The 20,028-nt window shown below is 70.4% G+C and carries 20 protein-coding genes; 10 read left to right on the plus strand and 10 right to left on the minus strand.

Features of this window, described 5'->3' with window-relative positions; genetic code table 11:
• Positions 1-6: 6 nt before the first annotated feature.
• Positions 7-849 (plus strand): SirB1 family protein, encoded by an 843-nt coding sequence (locus tag WS96_RS16275; protein ID WP_011546044.1) that lies wholly within the window; start codon positions 7-9, stop codon positions 847-849.
• Positions 850-1,085: 236 nt separating this feature from the next.
• On the opposite strand, the gene adk is transcribed toward WS96_RS16275, so the two are convergent.
• The 4 genes from adk to lpxK all read right to left on the minus strand — a co-directional run bounded on the left by adk (position 1,086) and on the right by lpxK (position 4,075).
• Entirely contained in the window at positions 1,086-1,748 is a 663-nt protein-coding gene (gene adk, locus WS96_RS16280) for an adenylate kinase (protein WP_034208216.1), read from the minus strand.
• 208 nt (positions 1,749-1,956) lie between these two features.
• Positions 1,957-2,748, minus strand: coding sequence for a 3-deoxy-manno-octulosonate cytidylyltransferase (gene kdsB / locus WS96_RS16285; RefSeq protein WP_034208215.1), 792 nt, complete (start codon positions 2,746-2,748; stop codon positions 1,957-1,959).
• A 123-nt stretch (positions 2,749-2,871) separates the two neighbouring features.
• Positions 2,872-3,066 carry a Trm112 family protein gene (locus tag WS96_RS16290; protein ID WP_006482216.1) on the minus strand — a complete coding sequence of 65 codons (195 nt, stop codon included), beginning with the start codon at positions 3,064-3,066 and terminating at the stop codon, positions 2,872-2,874.
• Positions 3,047-4,075 carry a tetraacyldisaccharide 4'-kinase gene (gene lpxK, locus WS96_RS16295; protein ID WP_059833796.1) on the minus strand — a complete coding sequence of 343 codons (1,029 nt, stop codon included), beginning with the start codon at positions 4,073-4,075 and terminating at the stop codon, positions 3,047-3,049. Before lpxK ends, WS96_RS16290 begins: the two co-directional genes overlap by 20 nt.
• A 451-nt stretch (positions 4,076-4,526) precedes the next feature.
• On the opposite strand from lpxK, the gene xseA reads away from it, so the two are divergent.
• Together xseA and sodB are read left to right on the plus strand one after the other, a co-directional pair.
• Positions 4,527-5,909, plus strand: coding sequence for an exodeoxyribonuclease VII large subunit (gene xseA, locus WS96_RS16300; RefSeq protein ID WP_059833798.1), 1,383 nt, complete (start codon positions 4,527-4,529; stop codon positions 5,907-5,909).
• A gap of 229 nt (positions 5,910-6,138) precedes the next feature.
• A complete protein-coding gene (sodB, locus tag WS96_RS16305) occupies positions 6,139-6,717 on the plus strand; it encodes a superoxide dismutase [Fe] (protein WP_034208212.1) in 579 nt (192 codons plus the stop codon).
• A gap of 99 nt (positions 6,718-6,816) precedes the next feature.
• On the opposite strand, the gene chrA is transcribed toward sodB, so the two are convergent.
• Positions 6,817-8,028, minus strand: coding sequence for a chromate efflux transporter (gene chrA / locus WS96_RS16310; RefSeq protein WP_059833800.1), 1,212 nt, complete (start codon positions 8,026-8,028; stop codon positions 6,817-6,819).
• 107 nt (positions 8,029-8,135) lie between these two features.
• On the minus strand, positions 8,136-8,843 hold the full coding sequence (locus WS96_RS16315; protein ID WP_034208210.1) for a Crp/Fnr family transcriptional regulator: 708 nt from the start codon (positions 8,841-8,843) through the stop codon (positions 8,136-8,138).
• A gap of 81 nt (positions 8,844-8,924) precedes the next feature.
• Here WS96_RS16315 and WS96_RS16320 point away from each other — a divergent pair, with 81 nt between their 5' ends.
• The 3 genes from WS96_RS16320 (at position 8,925) to WS96_RS16330 (ending at position 11,194) form a co-directional block, all read left to right on the plus strand.
• The gene (locus WS96_RS16320; protein ID WP_059833801.1) at positions 8,925-9,449 is read left to right on the plus strand and encodes an Mpo1 family 2-hydroxy fatty acid dioxygenase; all 525 of its coding nucleotides are present in this window, start codon (positions 8,925-8,927) and stop codon (positions 9,447-9,449) included.
• Positions 9,442-10,497, plus strand: coding sequence for a 2-dehydropantoate 2-reductase (locus WS96_RS16325; protein WP_059833803.1), 1,056 nt, complete (start codon positions 9,442-9,444; stop codon positions 10,495-10,497). Before WS96_RS16320 ends, WS96_RS16325 begins: the two co-directional genes overlap by 8 nt.
• Positions 10,498-10,588: 91 nt before the next feature.
• Complete coding sequence (locus WS96_RS16330; RefSeq protein WP_059833805.1) at positions 10,589-11,194, plus strand: class I SAM-dependent methyltransferase; 606 nt, start codon at positions 10,589-10,591, stop codon at positions 11,192-11,194.
• A gap of 19 nt (positions 11,195-11,213) precedes the next feature.
• Here WS96_RS16330 and WS96_RS16335 read toward each other — a convergent pair whose 3' ends face one another.
• Together WS96_RS16335 and mdtD are read right to left on the minus strand one after the other, a co-directional pair.
• The gene (locus WS96_RS16335; protein WP_034208206.1) at positions 11,214-12,488 is read right to left on the minus strand and encodes an EAL domain-containing protein; all 1,275 of its coding nucleotides are present in this window, start codon (positions 12,486-12,488) and stop codon (positions 11,214-11,216) included.
• Between the two features lie 168 nt (positions 12,489-12,656).
• Positions 12,657-14,093, minus strand: a complete 1,437-nt coding sequence (mdtD, locus tag WS96_RS16340) for a multidrug transporter subunit MdtD (RefSeq protein WP_034208205.1) — start codon at positions 14,091-14,093, stop codon at positions 12,657-12,659.
• 226 nt (positions 14,094-14,319) lie between these two features.
• Between mdtD and WS96_RS16345 the strand changes: the two genes are divergently transcribed.
• A complete protein-coding gene (locus WS96_RS16345; RefSeq protein WP_059833808.1) occupies positions 14,320-14,643 on the plus strand; it encodes a DUF2917 domain-containing protein in 324 nt (107 codons plus the stop codon).
• On the opposite strand, the gene WS96_RS16350 is transcribed toward WS96_RS16345, so the two are convergent.
• Complete coding sequence (locus tag WS96_RS16350; protein ID WP_059833810.1) at positions 14,616-15,848, minus strand: citrate/2-methylcitrate synthase; 1,233 nt, start codon at positions 15,846-15,848, stop codon at positions 14,616-14,618. The two genes, WS96_RS16345 and WS96_RS16350, sit on opposite strands and share 28 nt — an antisense overlap.
• A 140-nt stretch (positions 15,849-15,988) precedes the next feature.
• On the opposite strand from WS96_RS16350, the gene WS96_RS16355 reads away from it, so the two are divergent.
• Positions 15,989-17,380: a CoA transferase gene (locus WS96_RS16355; protein WP_059833812.1), complete on the plus strand. Its 1,392-nt coding sequence runs from the start codon at positions 15,989-15,991 to the stop codon at positions 17,378-17,380.
• A gap of 22 nt (positions 17,381-17,402) precedes the next feature.
• Here the strand turns inward: WS96_RS16355 and WS96_RS16360 are convergent, their stop codons facing one another.
• Positions 17,403-18,149 (minus strand): GntR family transcriptional regulator, encoded by a 747-nt coding sequence (locus WS96_RS16360; protein ID WP_006489667.1) that lies wholly within the window; start codon positions 18,147-18,149, stop codon positions 17,403-17,405.
• Positions 18,150-18,315: 166 nt separating this feature from the next.
• Between WS96_RS16360 and WS96_RS16365 the strand changes: the two genes are divergently transcribed.
• Both WS96_RS16365 and WS96_RS34785 read left to right on the plus strand, forming a co-directional pair.
• Entirely contained in the window at positions 18,316-19,161 is an 846-nt protein-coding gene (locus WS96_RS16365; RefSeq protein ID WP_059833814.1) for an aldo/keto reductase, read from the plus strand.
• A 60-nt stretch (positions 19,162-19,221) separates the two neighbouring features.
• A partial coding sequence (locus WS96_RS34785; RefSeq protein WP_059833816.1) for a hypothetical protein occupies positions 19,222-20,028 on the plus strand: 807 nt, incomplete at its 3' end.

A 20,028-nucleotide genomic window follows, 5' to 3' on the forward strand; every position in this document is an offset into this window, starting at 1 on the left:
ACCGCAATGACCCGCGTCCTCGACTACTTCAGCACGCTCGTGGCGGACGACGACAGTCTGCCCGTGACGGAAGCCGCGCTGTCGTTGGCGCAGGACGCGTATCCCGACCTCGACCTGCAGGGCACGCTGGCCGAACTCGACATGCTGGCGGCGCGGCTGCGCCGGCGGCTGGCCGACGATACGGACCTGAAGGGCCGCGTCGCCGCGCTGAACGACTTCTTCTTCCGCGAGCTCGGCTTCGCGTGCAATCACAACGATTACTACGACCCCGATAACAGCCACCTGAACGCCGTGCTGAAACGGCGGCGCGGGATCCCGATCTCGCTGTCGGTGCTGTACCTGGAGCTCGCCGAGCAAATCGGCGTGCCGGCGCGCGGCGTGTCGTTCCCCGGTCATTTCCTGCTGCGCGTGACGCTGCCGGACGGCGACCTGATCATCGATCCGACCAACGGCCATTCGCTGTCCGAAGCCGAGATGGTCGAGATGCTCGAACCGTACGTCGCGCGCGCGGCCGGTGCGGTCGACAGCGCGTTGCGCGCGCTGCTGCAGCCCGCGACGAGCCGCGAGATCATCGCGCGGATGTTGCGCAACCTGAAGACGATCTACTTGCAGACGGAACGCTGGCAGCGGCTGCTCGCGGTGCAGCAGCGGCTCGTGATCCTGTTGCCCGAGCAGCTCGACGAAGTGCGCGACCGCGGCTTCGCATATGCGCGGCTCGACTACCTGCGTCCCGCGCTCGAGGATCTCGAGCAGTATCTCGGCGAGCGGCCGGAGGCGGAAGACGCGACCGTCGTCGAGTCGCAGGTCAGCGAATTGCGGCAGCGGATGCAGCGCGACGGCGAAGATTGAGGCGCTCGCGCGCCGCCGCCGGCCCACGAAAAAAACGCCCGCATCGCGGGCGTTTTTTTCTTGCGCGCGTGCGGCGACGTCGGCCGCATCCGGATCGCGCCGTCGGCACGACCCGCGCGTTCGCCGATCGTATGGGGCGCCACAGTGCGGCGGCGACACGTGCGCGGTCGTGCCCATCACGGCAGCCAAAAAAAAGCCGCCCGGAACGGGCGGCTTGCGGGTGCGCGACGCGCGGCTTACTTCAGTGCGGCAAACGCGCGCTCGCGGATTTCGTCGACGGTGCCGAGGCCCGAGATCTTGCGATACTGCGGCGCCTTCAGGCCGTTCTCCTCGCCGCGCTGCGCCCAGTCGCCGTAGTACGTGATCAGCGGCTTGGTTTGCGCTTCGTACACTTCGAGACGCTTCTTGACGGTTTCTTCCTTGTCGTCGTCGCGCTGGATCAGCGGTTCGCCCGTCACGTCGTCGTGGCCTTCGACCTTCGGCGGGTTGAACTTGACGTGGTACGTGCGGCCCGATGCCGGGTGCGTGCGGCGGCCGCTCATGCGTTCGATGATTTCCGAGAACGGGACGTCGATCTCGAGCACGTAGTCGATCGCGACGCCGGCTTCCTTCATCGCGTCAGCCTGCGCGATCGTGCGCGGGAAGCCGTCGAACAGATAGCCGTTCGCGCAGTCGGATTCCTTCAGGCGTTCCTTGACGAGGCCGATGATCAGCGCGTCCGGCACGAGCTTGCCGGCGTCCATGTAGCCCTTCGCCTCGACGCCGAGCGGCGTGCCGGCCTTCACGGCCGCGCGCAGCATGTCGCCCGTCGAGATTTGCGGGATGCCGAATTTTTCCTTGATGAAGTTTGCCTGGGTGCCCTTTCCCGCGCCGGGCGCGCCCAACAGGATCAAACGCATGGTGATATCTCCAAGTATGTAGATTCGTGTGGCGAGACACGAAGGCGTCGGCGACAGCGGGCGCGGGGCTTGCCCGGCGCGCGGCGGATCGGTCTGATGCGGCGCGTCGGCCAGGGCGACGCGCGGCTGCCGGCAAGGCCACGGGCGGGGTCAAGCGAGGACGCGCTGGTCGCGGACGGCTCGCACAATCGCCTGATTATGCCACGGGTTATTTTGAACCCGGCTGAAAAAGGGCCTGCACGCGCGCGAGATCGGCGGGCGTGTCGATGCCGGCTTCGGGCGCGGACTCGGTGATCAGCACTGCGATGCGCTCGCCGTGCCACAGCGCGCGCAGCTGTTCGAGCTGCTCGGCCTGTTCGATCGGCGCCTGCGCGAGCGACGGATAGGTGCGCAGGAAACGCGCGCGATACGCATAGAGGCCGATGTGTCGATAGACCGGGAAAGCCGCTGCCGGCATGGCCGCGACGTTCGGCCAGTGCGGCTGATAGGCGTCGCGGCTCCACGGAATCGGCGCGCGCGAGAAGTACAGCGCGACGCTCTGCGCGTCGAGCGCGACCTTCACGACGTTCGGGTTGAACACGTCGGCCGCGTCGTGGATCGGGTGAGCCGCGGTCGCGATCGCGCACGCCGGATGCGCGGCCAGGTGCGACGCTACGTCGCGCACGAGCACGGGGTCGATCAGCGGCTCGTCGCCCTGTACGTTGACGACGACGGTGTCGTCGCGCCAGCCGAAGGCCGCCGCGACTTCCGCGAGCCGATCGGTGCCGGACGGGTGATCGGCGCGGGTGAGCACCGCTTCGAAGCCGTGATCGCGCGCCGCGTCGAGCACGCTCTGCGCGTCGGAGGCGACGAGCACCTGCTGCGCGCCCGCCTCGCGCGCGCGCTCGGCGACACGCACGACCATCGGCTTGCCGCCGAGATCGGCGAGCGGCTTGTTCGGGAGCCGCGTCGACGCGAGCCGGGCGGGAATGACGGCGATGAAGGGTTGCGGGTGAGTCATCGGGAGCGTTGGGAAGAACGGGGCGGGCGACGCCGGAAGCCGGTCGCCCGGCGGACTGCGGCGACCCGGCCGGGGCCGGGCCGCCGGTTTCGAATCGGTGCGCCGGGCGAGCGGCGCGGCGGTTCAGCGGCCGGCCGGGTCGACCGGCGTGCCTTCGACGGTCTGGCGCGCTTCGTCGACGAGCATCACCGGGATGCCGTCGCGGATCGGGTAGGCGAGCTTGTCCGCGTTGCAGATCAGCTCCTGCGCGGCACGGTCGTAGTGGAGCGGGCCTTTGCAGATAGGGCACACAATGATTTCAAGCAGGCGAGCGTCCACGGAGTTTCTCCACAACGAGGGCAATGAGGCGAGGGTCGAGCGCGGCTTCGACGGGGACCACCCACAGTCGGGCGTCGCGCCAGGAAGCGCCCAATTTTACTGCATCCTTCTCGGTGATCAGGATCGCATCGACGGCGTCGTCGACGAACGGATTGTCGGCGAACGCGTAATGGTCGGGCAGCGCGCGGGTCGCCGGCGCGAGGCCGGCCGCGCGCAGCGTCGCGAAGAAGCGCTCCGGCGCGCCGATGCCGGCCGCGGCGAGCACGCGTTCGTTCGCGAATTGCGACAGCGGGCGGCGCAGCGCGGGCTGGTCGAGGTGCCACGCGGCGCCGGGCGTCAGCGCGAGCGCGTAGGTGTCGGGCCACGGCGGCAGCGCGCCGCTGTACGGATCGTTGACGAGCGTCGCGTCGCGGTGCCGCGACAGCGGCTCGCGCAGCGGGCCGGCCGGCAGCAGGAAGCCGTTGCCGCCGAGCCGGTGGTCGAATACGACGAGTTCGACGGTGCGCGCGAGACGGTAATGCTGCAGGCCGTCGTCGCTGACGATCACGTCGACGTCCGGGTGCGCGGCGCGCAGTGCCTGCGCGGCCGCGACGCGGTCCGGGCACACCCATACGGGCGCGCCGGTGCGGCGCGCGATCAAGAGCGGTTCGTCGCCGGCCGCGCCCGCGCGCGACGCCGGCGTGACGGCGGTCGGCGCCGTCACGTTCGCGCCATAGCCGCGCGACACGACGCCGGGCGTGAAGCCGGCCGCGCGCAGCGCGTCGACGAGCGCGATCACGGTCGGCGTCTTGCCGGTGCCGCCGACGGTCACGTTGCCGACCACGACCACCGGCACGCCGACGTCGACCGGCTGCTTCCAGCCTTGCGCGTAAGCGGTGCGTCGCAGCGCCGCGCACAGGCCGAATACGCATGCGAACGGCGTGAGCGCCCACGCGAGCGCGCCGCGCCGCTGCCATTCGCGTGTCAGACGCGCTTCGAGTCGCGCGAGCGGGCCGCCGGGCGCGCTCATCGGGCCGGGCGCGGCGCGTCGTGCGCCGCGGCGAGGGACGGATTCGTCAAGGCGAATTCTCCGGTGGGCGGCGCATGCCGCAGGGTCCGTGGAAGGCGGCACTCTAGCGCGCCGCACGCGGGCGCGGCAAGCGCGATCGGCCGTTGCAGCGTGCGGGGCCGGATCGGGTCGGGCTGTGGATAACTCTGTGAAAAACTCCCCGGTCGATTGCCTCAAACGCCCGTCCGGCGGGCATCGAATCGGATGAGAATCATTCTGAAAGCTTTAAAAAATTATAAAAATCAACGTGTTACAAAGAATTGTCTGGCTTTTTTAGCGGTTTCCGAGCGTTTTACGCGGACGAATGCCAGAGTGTGGACACCTTTTCCGTGCCCGGCGGCGAATGCGGCGGCGCTGGACGTCGCGTGCATGTCGGACTATCGTGACGCCGCCAGCATTCATCCGACCGCCCATGCTTTCCGATTCTCCTTTTTCCGCACCCGGCGCCACGCGCGGCGGCGACGAAGTGATTCCCGTTTCGGCGCTCAATCGTGCGATTTCGACGATGCTCGAGCGTTCGTTTCCGCTGCTGTGGATTTCCGGCGAAGTGTCGAATTTCACGCGCGCCGCGAGCGGCCACTGGTATTTCTCGATCAAGGACCAGCAGGCGCAGATGCGCTGCGTGATGTTCCGCGGCCGCGCGCAATACGCGGAATTCACGCCGCGCGAAGGCGACCGCATCGAGGTGCGCGCGGTCGTCACGATGTACGAGCCGCGCGGCGAAGTGCAGCTCAATGTCGAAGCGGTGCGGCGCACCGGGCAGGGGCGCCTGTACGAGGCGTTCCTGCGGCTGAAGGCGCAGCTCGAAGGCGAGGGCCTGTTCGCCGCCGAGCGCAAGCGGCCGTTGCCGGCGCACCCGCGCGCGATCGGCATCGTCACGTCGCTGCAGGCCGCCGCGCTGCGCGACGTGCTGACCACGCTCGCGCGGCGCGCGCCGCACATTCCGGTGATCGTCTATCCGGCCCCCGTGCAGGGCGCCGGCTCCGCCGAAAAGCTCGTCGCGGCCGTCGCGACCGCGAATGCGCGGCGCGAGGTCGACGTGCTGCTGGTTTGTCGCGGCGGCGGCTCGATCGAGGATTTGTGGTCGTTCAACGACGAAGTGCTGGCGCGCGCGATCGCGGCGAGCGAGTTGCCGGTGGTGAGCGGCGTCGGGCACGAAACCGACTTCACGATCGCGGACTTCGCGGCCGACCTGCGCGCGCCGACGCCGACCGGTGCGGCCGAACTCGCGAGCCCGCAGCGCGCGCTGCTGCTGCGCGAGGTCGACGACCGCCGGCGTGCGCTCGCGCGCGGCATGGCGCGCCGGCTCGAGCAGCGTGCCCAGCAGCTCGACTGGCTCGCGCGCCGGCTCGTGAGCCCGGCCGAGCGGCTGCAGCGGCAGCGCACGCACGTCGAGCAGCTCGCGGTGCGGCTGGCATCGGCCGCAGCGCGGCCGGTGCGCGATGCACGGGCGCGTTTCGCGCTCGCGCAGCTGCGCTGGCAGCGCGCGCGGCCCGATCCGTCACAGGCGCGCCACGCGCTCGCGGGACTGTCGCAACGGCTCGCGACCGCATTGCAGCGCCGTCATGAACGCGACACGGCGCGTGTGTCAGCCTGTGCGGCGCGGCTCGAGGTGCTGAGCCCGCAGCGCACGCTCGAGCGCGGCTATGCGGCGCTGATCGATGCGCAGACGGGCCGCGCGGTGCGTGCGCCGAACGCGCTGAAGCCGCAGCGGCGCCTGACCGTGCATCTCGCCGAGGGTTCGGCCGACGTGTCGCTCGCCGACGTGCAGCCGCGGTTGACCGATACGATCTGACGTAAGCGGCGCGAGCGAAACGCGACGAATGCCGCAACGCGTGCCGCAGGGCCGGGCACGAATACTGCGCATCGTCGGGTTCGTCCTGCCGGACGTTGCGCCAGCATCGCTTTTCCGCATACCGCGGATAAATGGCCCGTGAGTTTGCGGGGATATTCGTCCTCGCCTACAATCGGACGCTCGGCAGCATTCAACACAGCCTCCCTACATACTCAACGAAGGAATCGCCATGGCTCATACGCTCCCGCCGCTCCCGTACGCTGAAGACGCACTCGCGCCGACCATCTCGAAAGAGACGATCGAGTACCACTACGGCAAGCATCACCAGGCTTATGTGACGAACCTGAACAATCTGATCCCGGGCACGGAATTCGAGAACCTGCCGCTGGAAGAGATCATCAAGAAGTCGTCGGGCGGCATCTTCAACAACGCCGCGCAAATCTGGAACCACACGTTCTTCTGGAACAGCCTGTCGCCGAACGGCGGCGGCGCACCGACGGGCGCGCTGGGCGATGCGATCAATGCGAAGTGGGGTTCGTACGACGCATTCAAGGAAGCGTTCTCGAAGGCAGCAGTCGGCACGTTCGGTTCGGGCTGGGCATGGCTCGTGAAGAAGGCTGACGGTTCGCTCGACATCGTGTCGACGAGCAACGCAGCCACGCCGCTGACGACCGCCGACAAGCCGCTGCTGACGATCGACGTGTGGGAACACGCGTACTACATCGACTACCGCAACGCACGTCCGAAGTTCGTCGAAGCGTTCTGGAACATCGTGAACTGGGACTTCGCAGCGAAGAACTTCGCGTAAGTCCGGCGCTTGCGCGTCACGGCGCGCGGCATCGAAAAAGCCCTCGTTTCGAGGGCTTTTTGTTTTTCGTCCCGCCGCGAACGCGGCGCGTGGGCCGGATCAGCCGGCCGTGCCGAGCAGCCAGCCGAGCGCCGCGCTCGCGATCACGACGGCCCACGGCGGCACGCGCCAGAACACCAGCGCGACGAAGGCGACCAGCGCGGCGGCCAGGTCGCGCGGCGCGACGATCGTGTCGGTCCAGACCGGGTGATAGAGCGCGGCGAGCAGCAGCCCGACGACGGCCGCGTTCACGCCGGCGAGCGCTGCCTGCATCCGTGCGCTGCGGCGCAGGCGCTCCCAGAACGGCGCGGTGCCGGCGATGAGCAGGAACGACGGCGCGAAGATCGACACGAGTGCGATCGTGCCGCCGAGCCAGCCGTTCGGCGCATCGCGCAGCGACGCACCGAGGAATGCCGAGAACGTGAACAGCGGCCCCGGCACGGCCTGCGCGACCCCATACCCGGCGAGAAACGCCGAATCGCCGACCCAGCCGGGCGCGACCACCGCCGCCTGCAGCAGCGGCAGCACCACATGGCCGCCGCCGAACACGAGCGCACCCGTGCGGAAGAACGCGTCGACGACGGCGAGCGTATCGGAGCGCAGCGTGCGGGCCGCGAACGGCAGGGCGACGAGCAGCGCCGCGAACACGGCGAGCCACAGCACGCCTGCCCGCGGCGACACGTGCAGCGGCAACGGTTCATGCGCGTCGCGCGCCGGTTGCGGCAGCAGCACGAGCCCGGTCGCTGCCGCCGCGACGATCACCGCGACCTGCGTCCAGGCGGCCGGCGCGAGCAGCGCGACGCACGCGGCGGCGGCCATCAGCGTGACGCGCCGCGCATCCGGGCACAGCGTACGCGCCATGCCCCACACGGCTTGCGCGATCACCGCCACCGACACGATGCGCAGCCCGTGCAGTGCGCCCGCTTCGATCGGCGCGCCCGATGCGTGAACGCCGAGCGCGAACAGCATCATCAGCAGCGCCGACGGCAGCGTGAAGCCGAGCCACGCGGCGAACATGCCCGCATAGCCGGCACGCGCGAGACCGATCGCCATCCCGACCTGGCTGCTCGCCGGCCCCGGCAGGAACTGGCACAGCCCGACGAGATCCGCATAAGTGCGCTCGGTGAGCCAGCCGCGCCGCGTGACGAATTCCGCGCGAAAGTAGCCGAGATGCGCGACCGGCCCGCCGAACGACGTGAGGCCGAGCCGCAGGAATGCGACGAATACGGGCCACGGATGGCGCGCGGCAGCGGGAAGGGTCGACGTATTCAAGGCGGGGCGGGCGGCGCACGGAACGAGCCGTCACGATAGCGCAACTCGGCGGCCGCGGGCAGCGCATCGAGGCCGATCGAGGCCGAATGGCGGCCGTTGTGCGGCGTTCAGTGCGTGCCGTCGCCGAGCCCGCTCGCGCGGCGCAACGCGTCGATGTCCACGAGCTCGATCTCGCCGACGTGCAGCCGCACGACGCCGTCGGCCTGCAGCGCCTTCAGCAACTGGTTGGTGGTCTGCCGCGTCAGCGACAGCATCGACGCGAGCGTTTCCTGCGACAGCCGGACGTGCGTGCGCCCGGCGCTGATGCCGCCGTAGCCTTCGGCGATCATCAGCAGTCGCGCGGCGAGCCGCTGCGCGGCCGGCATCACGCTCATCGACTCGACGGTCAGGAAGCTCAGGCGCAGCTTTTGCGCCATCAGCAGCGCGAACTGCCGCCAGTACTGCGGCGTCGCATCGAGGATCGCGAGCAGCGCGGCCTGCGGCACGTGCAGCAGCAGCGCGTCGTCGAGCGCGATGGCGTCGTGCGTGCGCGGCTGGCCGTCGAACAACGCGATCTCGCCGAACCAGGTGACGGGCTCGGCCACCGTCAGCAGCGTTTCCTTGCCCTGCGGATCGACCGCACCTATCGTGAGTGAACCGGCCAGCACCGCGTACAGCCCGCACGGCGGATCGCCGCGCCGGAACAGCGCGTGGCCGGACGGCAGACGGCGCAGCGTCGCGCGGGCGATCAGTTCGGCGCGCAGCGCGGGCGGCAGCGCGGCGAACCACGGGTTCGCTTCGATCTGCGGCAGGTACGGGGCGAGCGAGGAAGGCATGGGCACGCGATGTCGGGTAGCTGACAGAGGTTCTCGGGCGTGACGCGCATCATAGCGCTCGATAACCGATCAGGAGACGCCATGAAAACCCTCGAAGACCATCTTTCCCAGTATGCGGCCTACCATCGCGACGCGCGCAACATCGCGACGCATCTGGTCGGCATCCCGATGATCGTGTTCGCGGTCGAGGTGTTGCTGTCGCGGCCGGCGATCGGCGCGCCGGCCGGCATTGCGTTGTCGCCGGCGTTGCTGCTCGCCGTCGTGTCCGCGGCGTTCTACCTGCGTCTCGACCTGCGGTTCGGGATCGTGATGACCGTGCTGCTCGCGCTCGGCCTGTGGGCCGCGCAGGCGCTGGCGTTGCTGCCGACCGCGCAATGGCTCGGGATCGGCGTCGGCGCGTTCGTGGTCGGCTGGATCGTGCAGTTCGTCGGGCATTGGTTCGAAGGCCGCAAACCCGCGTTCGTCGACGATCTGGTCGGCCTGATCGTCGGGCCGCTGTTCGTCGTCGCCGAGGTCGCGTTCTTCGCGGGGCTGCGCGGCGACGTGCGCCGCGAAGTCGAGCGGCGCGCGGGCCCGGTGCACGGCGGCGCGCATTCGCATGTCTGACAGGCCGGCCGGGCCGATCTGCGTGTTCGGCGCAGGCGCGGTCGGCTGCTATCTCGGCGGGCGCCTTGCGGCGGCCGGTGCGAACGTGACGCTCGTCGGCCGTGCACGGATCGGCGACGCGATTCGTCGACACGGGCTCACGCTGACCGATCGGCGCGGCTATCGCGCGGCGCTCGCGCCGGCCGACGTCGGATTCGCGACCGATCCGGCCGCGGCGGCCGACGCACGGCTCGTGCTCGTCGCGGTGAAGTCGGCCGCCACGCGCGAGGCCGCCGCGCAACTGGCCGGCGTGCTGCGGCCCGGCGCGATCGTGATCAGCTTCCAGAACGGCCTGCACCACGCCGACACGCTGCGCGACGCGTTGCCGCAAGCGACCGTGCTGGCCGGCATGGTGCCGTTCAACGTGATCGAGCGCGGGCCCGGCGCGTTTCACCAGGGTTCGGCCGGCACGCTCGCGGCCGACGCGGCGCCGGCGCTGCAGCCGTTCGCCGGCATGTTCGCGCGCGCCGGGTTGCCGCTCCTGCTGCATCGCGACATGCGCGCCGTGCAGTGGGCGAAGCTGCTGCTCAACCTGAACAACGCGATCAACGCGCTCGCGAACCTGCCGCTGCGCGACGAACTTGCCCAACGCCCGTACCGGCGCTGCGTCGCATTGGCCCAGCGCGAGGCGCTGCACTGGCTGGCGCGGGCCGCGATCCGGCCTGCGCGGCTGACGCCGTTGCCGGCTGCATGGATTCCGGCCGTGCTCGATCTGCCCGATGCGGCGTTTCGCGTGCTCGGCGGCCGGATGCTCGCGATCGATCCGTTGGCGCGGTCGTCGATGTCCGACGATCTCGCGGCGGGCCGCGCGACCGAAGTCGACTGGATCAACGGTGAAATCGTGCGGCTGGCCGGCCGCTTCGGCGCGCAGGCGCCGGTCAATGCGCGACTCTGCGCGCTCGTCCGCGACGCGGAAAGCGCGGCGGTGCGTCCGGCGTGGTGCGGCGATGCACTGTGGGCCGACCTGTCCGCGCAGGCGCCGCGCACGGGCCGCGTGCCGGCCGTGTAGGCCGGCGTCGCACCATTGGCCGGCGGCGCGGTCCGTGCGCAACGGCTAAGATGCGGAGTGCGTCATACGACGCTTTTGCGGAGCAATCGCCATGGTGGATCGCCCGACTCTCGATGCTTACGACGCCCATGCCGCGCAATACGCGCAGGACTGGCTCGACCAGGCGGCGCCCGACGACATGTACGCGCTGCTCGAACAGCATTTCTCGCCGGGGCTGACCGCCGACGTCGGCTGCGGCGCGGGGCGCGACACGGCCTGGCTCGCGTCGCGCGGGTTCGACGTGCGCGGCTACGACGCGAGCGCCGCGCTGCTCGACGAGGCGCGACGGCGCCATCCGGGTCTGGCTTTCGAGCTGGCCGCGCTGCCGGCGCTGGCCGGCGTACCGTCCGGCGCGTTTCGCAACGTGCTGTGCGAAACGGTCGTCATGCATCTCGAACAGGCGGACGCGGCGGCGGCCGCCGCGCGGCTGGCCGATCTGCTGATGCCGGGCGGCACGTTGTACCTGAGTTGGCGGGTGGCCGGAAACGGCGTGTTGCGCGACGAGCGCGGCCGCCTCTATACGCCGCTCGACTCGGCGCGGATGCGTGCGGCGCTGGGCGCCGGCGTGCACGTGATCGACGAACACGAGGTCGTCGGCGCGTCGTCCGGCAAACGCGTGCACCGGCTGATCGTGCGCAAGGCGGGCGGCGACGCGTAAACGCGACGCGCCCACGCACTTACTCGCGGCTGAGCGCCGCTTCCCAGTTGATGTCGACGCAGAGCACCTGCATGCCCGTCGCGGCCGGTGCGGCGATCGACGCGGTCACGCACAGGTGCGCCTCGTTGATCGACAGGTAGGGCGCCGTCAGGTGCACCCCGCCCGGCGCGCGCATCGCGTCGATGAAATACGGGCGGCGTTCCCAGCTCGCGCCTTCGGAATGCAGCAGCGGCCGGAAGCGCTTCGCGCGTTGCGACACGCTGCCGCGCGCGAGCACGTTGTCGCCGATCTGGCGGCCCGACGCGTCGAGCAGGAAGCAGCGCGCGGTCTCGGGCAGTCCGAGCACGGCGGCGGCCGCGTCGGTGAGCGATTCGCCCGCGCCGAGCTTGCGGCTCGCTTCCTCGAGCGCGGCGACGTACGGCGCGAGCCGTTCCGCCTGCGTGCGCTCGCGCTGCGCGACGCGCAGCCGCAGCGCGGCCGACAGCGTGTCCATGCAGCCCGCGGCGGCCTGCGGCTGCACGGGATCGACGCTCGGCCCCGCGAAGTACTGGCCCTGCACGAAATCGACGTCGCATTCGAGCGCGATCAGCGCGTCGCGTTCGGTCGCGAGCCCGCCCATCAGCACGAGCTGGCCGGATTCGTGCAGCAGCGACACGAGCCCCGGCAGCACGCGTTCGAGATGCGAGTGCTCGCTCGCCTGCGCGAGGATGCCGCGGTCGAGCGTGACGATGTCCGGATGCAAATGCCACACGCGATCGATGTTCGAGTGCTTCGCGCCGAAGCCGACGAGGGCGATCAGGAAGCCGGCCTTGCGCAGCCCGTCGATGATCGCCGCATAGCGCGGCGTCTCGCCGCCGGCCTGCTCGGGCACCTCGAGCACCACGCGGTGCGGCGGCAGCCCGAGCGCCTTCAGATTCGCGAGCAGCGCGTCGCCGTAGATGGTGTCCATCAGCGCGGCCGGATGCAGGCTCAGGAAGAGCCATTCGTCGTGGCTGTCGAACGCGTGGAAGTTACCGAGATGCAACGATTCGGCGAGCCGGCCGAGCTCCAGCAGGTCGCCGCGCCGCGCCGCCTGCGTGAATACCTCGTGCGACGCCACCTGGCGGCTTTCCTCGTCGTGCGCGCGCAGCGACGCGTGATAGCCGATCGCGCGCCGGTGCGACACCGAGAAAACGGGCTGGAACACGCTGAACACGGTGTAGCCGCCGTACAGCACGGTGCGCCGGTTCCCGTCGTCGCCGGCGACCGGGCGGGGCGGCTGAAAGCCGGGGGGATCGATTTCGATCATGCTCATGATGTCGGCCGAAGGAAGACTGCCAGTTTACCTACAGAATAGGCGAGCAAGAAGCATGCACGGCAGCGCGCCGCGCGCGGCCGCCATTCGCGGCCGGTACGCGCACGCGTGCCCGGCCGCGTTGCACCGCGATGGTGCGCGCGAGCCCGATTCGGCGCGCGCCGCGCGTCACGCGCGCTCGGACGGGTCGGTCTTGCGCGCGGTGCTGCGGATCTCGGGCGCGAGCTGCGCGAAGATCCACGCGGACGCGGCCGTGATGATCCCGACGCAGATGAACGTCGCATGGAACGCCGGCAGCGTGTTGCTCGGCGTCACGGTGCGCAGCATGCCGGTGAACGTCGCGAGCAGCGCGCCGGCGACCGTGACGCCGAGGCTCATCGACAGCATCTGCACGAGCGAGAACAGGCTGTTGCCGCTGCTCGCGCCGCCGGTGCCGAGATCCTTCAGCGTCAGCGTGTTCATCGCGGTGAACTGCATCGAGTTGAAGCCGCCGAACAGCGCGAGATGCACGACCTTCACCCACACCGGCACCGTGTCGCGCATCAGCGCGAAGCTCGCCATCATCACGCCGACCATGATCGTGTTCGCGAGCAGCACCTTGCGGTAGCCGTGCCGCGTGATCAGGCGCGTGATGATCCGTTTCGAGAACATGCCGGCCGCCGCGACCGGCAGCATCATCAGCCCGGCCTCGAACGCCGAGTAGCCGAGGCTCACCTGCAGCAGCAGCGGGATCAGGTACGGCATCGCGCCGCTGCCGATCCGCGCGAACAGGTTGCCGAGCAGCCCGACGCTGAACGTGTGGATCTTGAACAACTCCAGCGAGAAGATCGGCTGCGGCGCGCGCACCGCGTACAGCCCGTACGCGACGAAGCACGCGAGGCTCAGGATCAGCAACACCAGCACGGCCGCGTGCTGCATGCCGAGATCGGCGAGCCCGTCGAGCGACAGCGAGATCGCGACCATCCCGATCGTCAGCAGCAGATAGCCCTTCAGGTCGAAGCGGCCGGCGGCCGGGTTGCGCGAATCGGGCATCGAATAGAAGGTCGCGATGCAGCCCGCGACGCCGACCGGCACGTTGATCAGGAAGATCCAGTGCCACGACGCGATCTTCACGAGCCAGCCGCCGAGCGTCGGCCCGATCAACGGGCCGATCAGCCCCGGAATCGCGACGAACGACAGCGCGGGCAGGTAGCGCTCGGCCGGGAACGTGCGCAGCACCGCAAGCCGGCCGACGGGCAGCAGCATCGCGCCGCCGACGCCCTGCACGACGCGGAACGCGACGAGCTGCGTCAGCGTATGGGCGTTCGCGCACAGCAGCGAGCCGAGCGAGAACACCAGGATCGCGCTGAAGAACACGCGCCGCGTGCCGAACGTGTCGGCAAGCCAGCCCGATACGGGGATCATCACCGCCATCGTCAGCGAGTATGCGATCACGACCGATTGCATCCGCAGCGGCGATTCGCCGAGGCTCGCGGCCATCGACGGCAGCGCCGTGTTGACGATCGTCGCGTCGAGCGTCTGCATGAAGAAGCCCGTCGCAACGAGCCAGAGCATCACGGTGAGGTTCTTTTCGCCGGGAGCGGCGGCGGGCGGGCGTTGGAACATGACGGCGGGGACGGTGGCGCGGGACAGCCGACATTGTAGGGAAAGCCGCCGCGCCGTGCAGTTCGGGGTGCGGTGTCGGGTGGCCCGCCCGGCCCGGCCGCCGGATGCCTGTCTCCGTCGGGCGGCCAGTACAGTTCAGCCGAAAGCGTCTGCGGCCGTATCTGTCCGTGTGCCGCCGCTATCCGAAATACTGGCGGCATCGACCCCGTGCGACCAGGAGGCTGCCATGCGCGAACTGCGACTTTACGTGATGGACGGCGACGAGCCGGCCGGACGGTGGCGGATCGTCGATCGCACGCTGATCGAGGTGGCCGCAGGCGACGTGTGGGTGACCGTCGAGGGCCGGCCCGACGATCACTGGCTGGGCGCGGGCGCATCGCTGACGTTGCTGCCCGGCACGCGCGCGTGGGTCAGCGCCGGGCCGCGCGGCGCGACGTTCGCGTTCGGCCCGCTCGCGGCGCCGGCCGAGCGCCGCGCGCCGGCATGGTGGCGCCCGTTCGCCGCATGGCGCGGCGGCCGGCGTCACGCGGCCGCGTCGCTGCCGACGTAGCGCGCCCGCGGCCGGATCAGCTTCCCGTCCGCGTACTGTTCGAGCGCATGCGCGATCCAGCCTGCCGTGCGGCCGGCCGCGAACAGCGTGAACGCCGCGCCGTCGGGCAGCGCGAGCGTGCGCTCCAGCACCGCGAGCGCGAAATCGATCGTCGGCCGCAGGCCCGTCGCCGCTTCGACGCGCGAAGCGAGCGCGCGCGCCCTGCGCAGCGCCGGCCGCTCGGGTGTCGCCGCGTGCAGTGCATCGAGCAGCGCCCGCGCGCGCGGGTCGCCGTCGGGGTACAGCGGGTGCGCGAAGCCGGACAGGGCCGTGCGCCCGCCGTCCGCGCGTTCGTCGTGCGCCAGCCGCAGCGCGAGGTAGCGATCGAGATCGGCGGCGCGGGCGGCTTCGTCGAGCAGCGTGCCGGCGCGGAACGTCTCGCCGCCGTGGCGCGGCCCCGACAGCGCCGCGAGCCCGCCCGAGATCGCGCCGAACAGATGGGTGCCGGTCGATGCGATGCAGCGCACCGCGAAGGTCGACGGATTCAGTTCGTGATCGGCGCACAGCACGAGCGCACGCCGCAGCAGGTCGGCTTCGTCGCGCCGCCGCACGCGCCACGCGGCCGCGAGCTGGCGGTGCACGGGTGCGTCGCCCGGCGCGATGCCGGCGAGCGCGGCCGTCGCGACGCGCAGCAGCAGCGCCGCGGAATCGAGCTGCGCGTTGCGTCCCTGCGCCCACAGGCGCGGCAGCGATGCGGCCGCGGCCGGCAGCAGCACCAGCGCCCGTTCGAGCGGTGCGAGATGCGCCCAGCGACGCGCCCAGTCGTCCCACTGCGCCGCATCGAAACCGGTCGATGCGAGCGACGTGGCGGCCAGCCGTGCGGGCGGACAGTCCCACAGCCGCGCGGCCGTTTCTTCTAGCGTCGCTGCGTCGGCCAGCGCGATCGCATCGGCGCCGCGGTACCGCAGGCGGCCGTCGGCGATCTGCGTGATGCGCGATTCCAATACCGGCACGCCCCAGTCGAGCGAACGTTCGGCGACGCCGCCCGCGCGCTTCGCGTCGGCGCGGCGGCGCGCGAGCAGGCGCACCTCGTTCGTGTCGTAGCGGCGGCGCTTGGTCGCGCCGTCGGGCAGCGAGCGCAGCAGGCCGCGGCTCACGTATGCGTAGAGGGTGCTCACGCTGACGCCGAGCATGCCGGCGGCTTCCTGTGCACTGACGGATGTCATGCCGCTTGCTCCTGTCGCCGCGCATGAAACGCGGGTCCGCTACAACTATTCGTTATGTATTGATTCGCGCAATCAAGATTGATCGTGCCCGTCGCGAATTCTAGACTCGATTCCGTCTCCCCAACGGCGCCTCCTTCACCATGACACCCGAATTCGCATTGGCGCATCTTTGGCAACTCGCAGACGGCGCGCGCGACGCGCTGGCCCGGACGACCGTGACCGGGCAGGACCCGGCGCTGCCGTCGACGTTTCATGTCGGCACGCTTGCCGCCGCGACGATCGCCGCAGCCGGGCTCGCGGCGGCCGAATGCCATCGGCTGCGAACGGGCGTGGCGCAAACGGTCGACGTGTCGGTGCGCGACGCGCTCGTGGCGTTCCGCAGCGAACGCTACCTGCGCGTGGACGACGGGCCGCCGCCGGAGTTGCGCCATCCGGTGACCGGCTTCTTCGAGACGGGCGACGGACGCTGGATTCAACTGCACGCGAATTTTCCGCATCACCTGCACGGCATTCTCGACGTGCTCGGCTGCGGCTCGCAGCCCGCCGACGTGGCCGCGGCGATCCGTACGTGGGACGGCGCGGCACTCGACACCGCGCTGGCGGAGGCCGGCCTGTGCGCGGCATTGATCAGAACCCCTGACGAATGGGCGGCTCACGAGCAGGCGCGCGCGATCGCGTCGCTGCCGCTGTTCGAGATCGAGCGGATCGGCGACGCGCCGGCCGAGCCGATCGGCCGTGGCGACGCCGACCAGCCGCTGGCGGGCGTGCGCGTGCTCGATCTCACGCGCATCATCGCGGGGCCGGTCGCGGGCCGCACGCTGGCGTCGCACGGCGCGCAGACGCTGCTCGTCAACGGTCCGCACCTGCCGAACATTGCGCCGCTCGTGATCGACAACGGGCGCGGCAAGCGTTCGACGTGGATCGATCTGCGCGACGCGGCGGGCGTCGATACGCTGCACGCCCTGGCGCGCGATGCGGACGTGTTTCTGCAGTCGTACCGGCCCGGCGCGCTCGCGGCGCGCGGCTTCGCGCCGCAGGCGCTGGCGGCGCGGCGGCCCGGCATCGTCTACGTGTCGGTGTCGGCGTACGGGCATGCAGGACCGTGGGCGGCGCGGCGCGGGTTCGACAGCCTCGTGCAGTCGGCGAGCGGAATCGCATGGCAGGAGCAGCAGGCCGCGCAGGCGAGCGGGCCGCGCCATCTGCCGTGCCAGGCGCTCGATCATGCAACGGGGTATCTCGCGGCGTTCGGCGCGATGATCGCGCTCGCACGGCGGGCGCGCGAAGGGGGAAGCTGGCACGTGCGGATGTCGCTCGCGCAGACGGGGCGCTGGCTGCAGTCGTTCGGCGTCGTGCCGGACGGGCTGCACGCGCCCGATCTCGCGCTGGCCGACGTGCGCGACCGGATCGACCGCATCGCGTCGCCGTTCGGCGCGCTCGACACCGTGCGGCCGGCCGAGCGGTTGTCGGCGACGCCGCCGTCGTTCGCGCGGCCGCCCGTGCCGCTCGGCACCGACGACGCACGCTGGCTGTGAGGACCGGCGACGTGCGCTCGCGTTACTTGCGCAGTTCGACGACGAAATCGTAGTAGTCGTTGCGGCAGTAGGTATCGGTCAGTTCGATCGCACGCTGGTCGGACGTATAGCCGATCCGCGTGATCAGCAGGAGGGCGTCGTGCGGGGCGATGCCCATCTGCTCGGCGATCTCGTCGGTCGCGTTGACCGCGCGGAAATGCTGCAGCGCGCGCACGATCGGCGTGCCGCGCGCTTCGAGATAGCTGTACAGCGAGCCGACGATCGCCTGCGGATCGGGAATCAGCGTGGCGGGGAACGTCGAGTTCTCGACGGCCATCACGATGCCGTCGGCGAGACGCAGGCGTTTCAGGCGTGTAACCGAGGCGGCCGGCGACAGCCCGAGCTGGATCACTTCGTCGCGGTTCGCGGGCTGAATTTCGCGCGCGAGCCACTGCGAGCTCGGTTTGAAGCCGCGGCGCTCGAGCATTTCGCTGAAGCTCGACAGCCGCGACAGCGGATCCTCGTAGCGCGGCTGGATGAAGTTGCCCGCGCCCTGTGTGCGGCGGATCAAGCCTTGCTCGACGAGCAGCGCGATCGCCTTGCGCGCGGTGATGCGCGACACGCCGAGCGCTTCGGACAGCACACGCTCGGAGGGCAGCGCTTCGCCGGCCGTCCAGCGGTTGTCGTGGATCGCGTCGCCGAGCTTGCGGGCGAGCTGCAGGTAGAGCGGCGTATCGTTGTCGGGGTCGGGGCGCAGGTCCTGCCAGCGGTCGTCCGTGGGTGCCTTCATACAATGGGTATCGATCAGGTTGCGGCCATTCTAAGTCATCATGCCGCGCCGTTATAGCCGGTTTTTGCCGTGTAATAGGCCAGCGGCGCACCGATTGACTACACTGATGCGTCGTATCCGATGCTTCGGCCGCGGTGTGCGGCCACGAATCCGCGACGAGGAACGCATGACAGACACGATCGCCACGGTCGCCTTGCCGAACGGCGAGACGATTCCGAAGCTGGGGCTGGGCACCTGGGAAATGGGCGAGCGGCCGGCGCGGCGCGCGGACGAGATCGCCGCGCTGCGCGAGGGCGTCGAACTCGGGATGACGCTGGTCGATACGGCCGAGATGTATGGCGACGGCGCGACCGAGGAACTGGTCGGCGATGCGCTCGCGGGCCTGCGCGACGACGTGTTTCTCGTCAGCAAGGTCTATCCGCACCATGCGAGCCGGCGCGGGGTCGTCGCCGCGTGCGACGCGAGCCTCAAGCGCCTGCGTACCGACCGCCTCGACCTGTACCTACTGCACTGGCGCGGTTCGGTGCCGCTCGAGGAAACCGTCGAGGGCTTCGACGCGTTGCAACGTGCGGGCAAGATCCGCCACTGGGGCGTGAGCAATTTCGATACGGCCGACATGGCCGAACTCGTCGACGAGGCGGGCGGCGGTGCGTGCGCAACCAACCAGATTCTCTACAACATCGCGCGACGCGGCCCGGAATTCGACCTGCTGCCGTGGCTGGCCGACCATCGGATTCCGGCGATGGCGTACAGCCCGGTCGATCACGGGCGGCTGCCCAAACGCTCGCCGCTCGACGATATCGCGCGGCTGCGCGGCGTGTCGGTGATGCGCGTCGCCCTGGCATGGGTGCTCGCGCAGCCGGGTGTATTCGCGATTCCGAAGGCGTCGCGGATCGAACACGTGCGCGACAATCGCGCCGCGCTCGATTTCGTGTTGAGCGATGACGAGCGCGCGCAGCTTGACGCGTATTTCCGTCCGCCGCGCAGCAAGCGCGCGCTCGAGATGCTCTGACCGTATTCGGCCGGGCAACGCTTCGGGTCAGTGGTTGCCGCCGGACGATCCGCCGTTGCCGTGACCGCCGCCGTTGCCGTTGCCGGTGCCACGGCCGTTGCCGACGCCGCCACTGCCGTTGCCGTTACCGTTGCCGCCGCCGTTGCCGTGGCCGCCGGTGCCATTGGCGCCGCCGCTCCCGCCGCCGTTACCCGCGCCTCCACCGCCGTTACCGTTTCCGCCACCGTTGCCCGCGCCGCCGCCGGCGCCGCCGCTATTGCCACCATTACCACGGCCGTTGCCGACACCGTTAGCGCCGCCATTGCCGGCTCCGCCACTGCCGTTGCCATTACCGTTGCCGCCACCATTGCCGTGACCGCCACCACCGTTGCCACCGCCGTTGCCGTTGCCATGGCCGCCACCACCGTCACCATGGCCGCCGCCATTGCCATGGCCGCCACCACCGTCACCATGGCCACCGCCATTGCCGTGACCGCCACCGCCGTCACCATTGCCGCCGCCGTTGCCGTGACCACCACCGCCGTTGCCATTGCCGCCGCCATTGCCATGGCCGCCACCACCGTCACCGTGGCCGCCGCCATTGCCGTGACCGCCACCGCCGTCACCATTGCCGCCGCCGTTGCCGTGACCACCACCGCCATCGCCATGGCCGCCACCGTGGCCGTGACCGCCGCCATTACCGTCGCCATCGCCGTGGCCGCCACCGTGGCCGTGACCGCCGCCATTACCGTCGCCATCGCCGTGGCCGCCACCGTGGCCGTGACCGCCGCCATTACCGTCGCCATCGCCGTGGCCGCCACCGTGGCCGTGACCGCCGCCATCACCGTCGCCGTCGCCATGGCCGCCACCGTGGCCGTGACCGCCGCC

The sequence above is a fragment of the Burkholderia sp. MSMB1835 genome, assembly GCF_001526365.1.
In the GTDB taxonomy this organism is placed as follows: domain Bacteria; phylum Pseudomonadota; class Gammaproteobacteria; order Burkholderiales; family Burkholderiaceae; genus Burkholderia.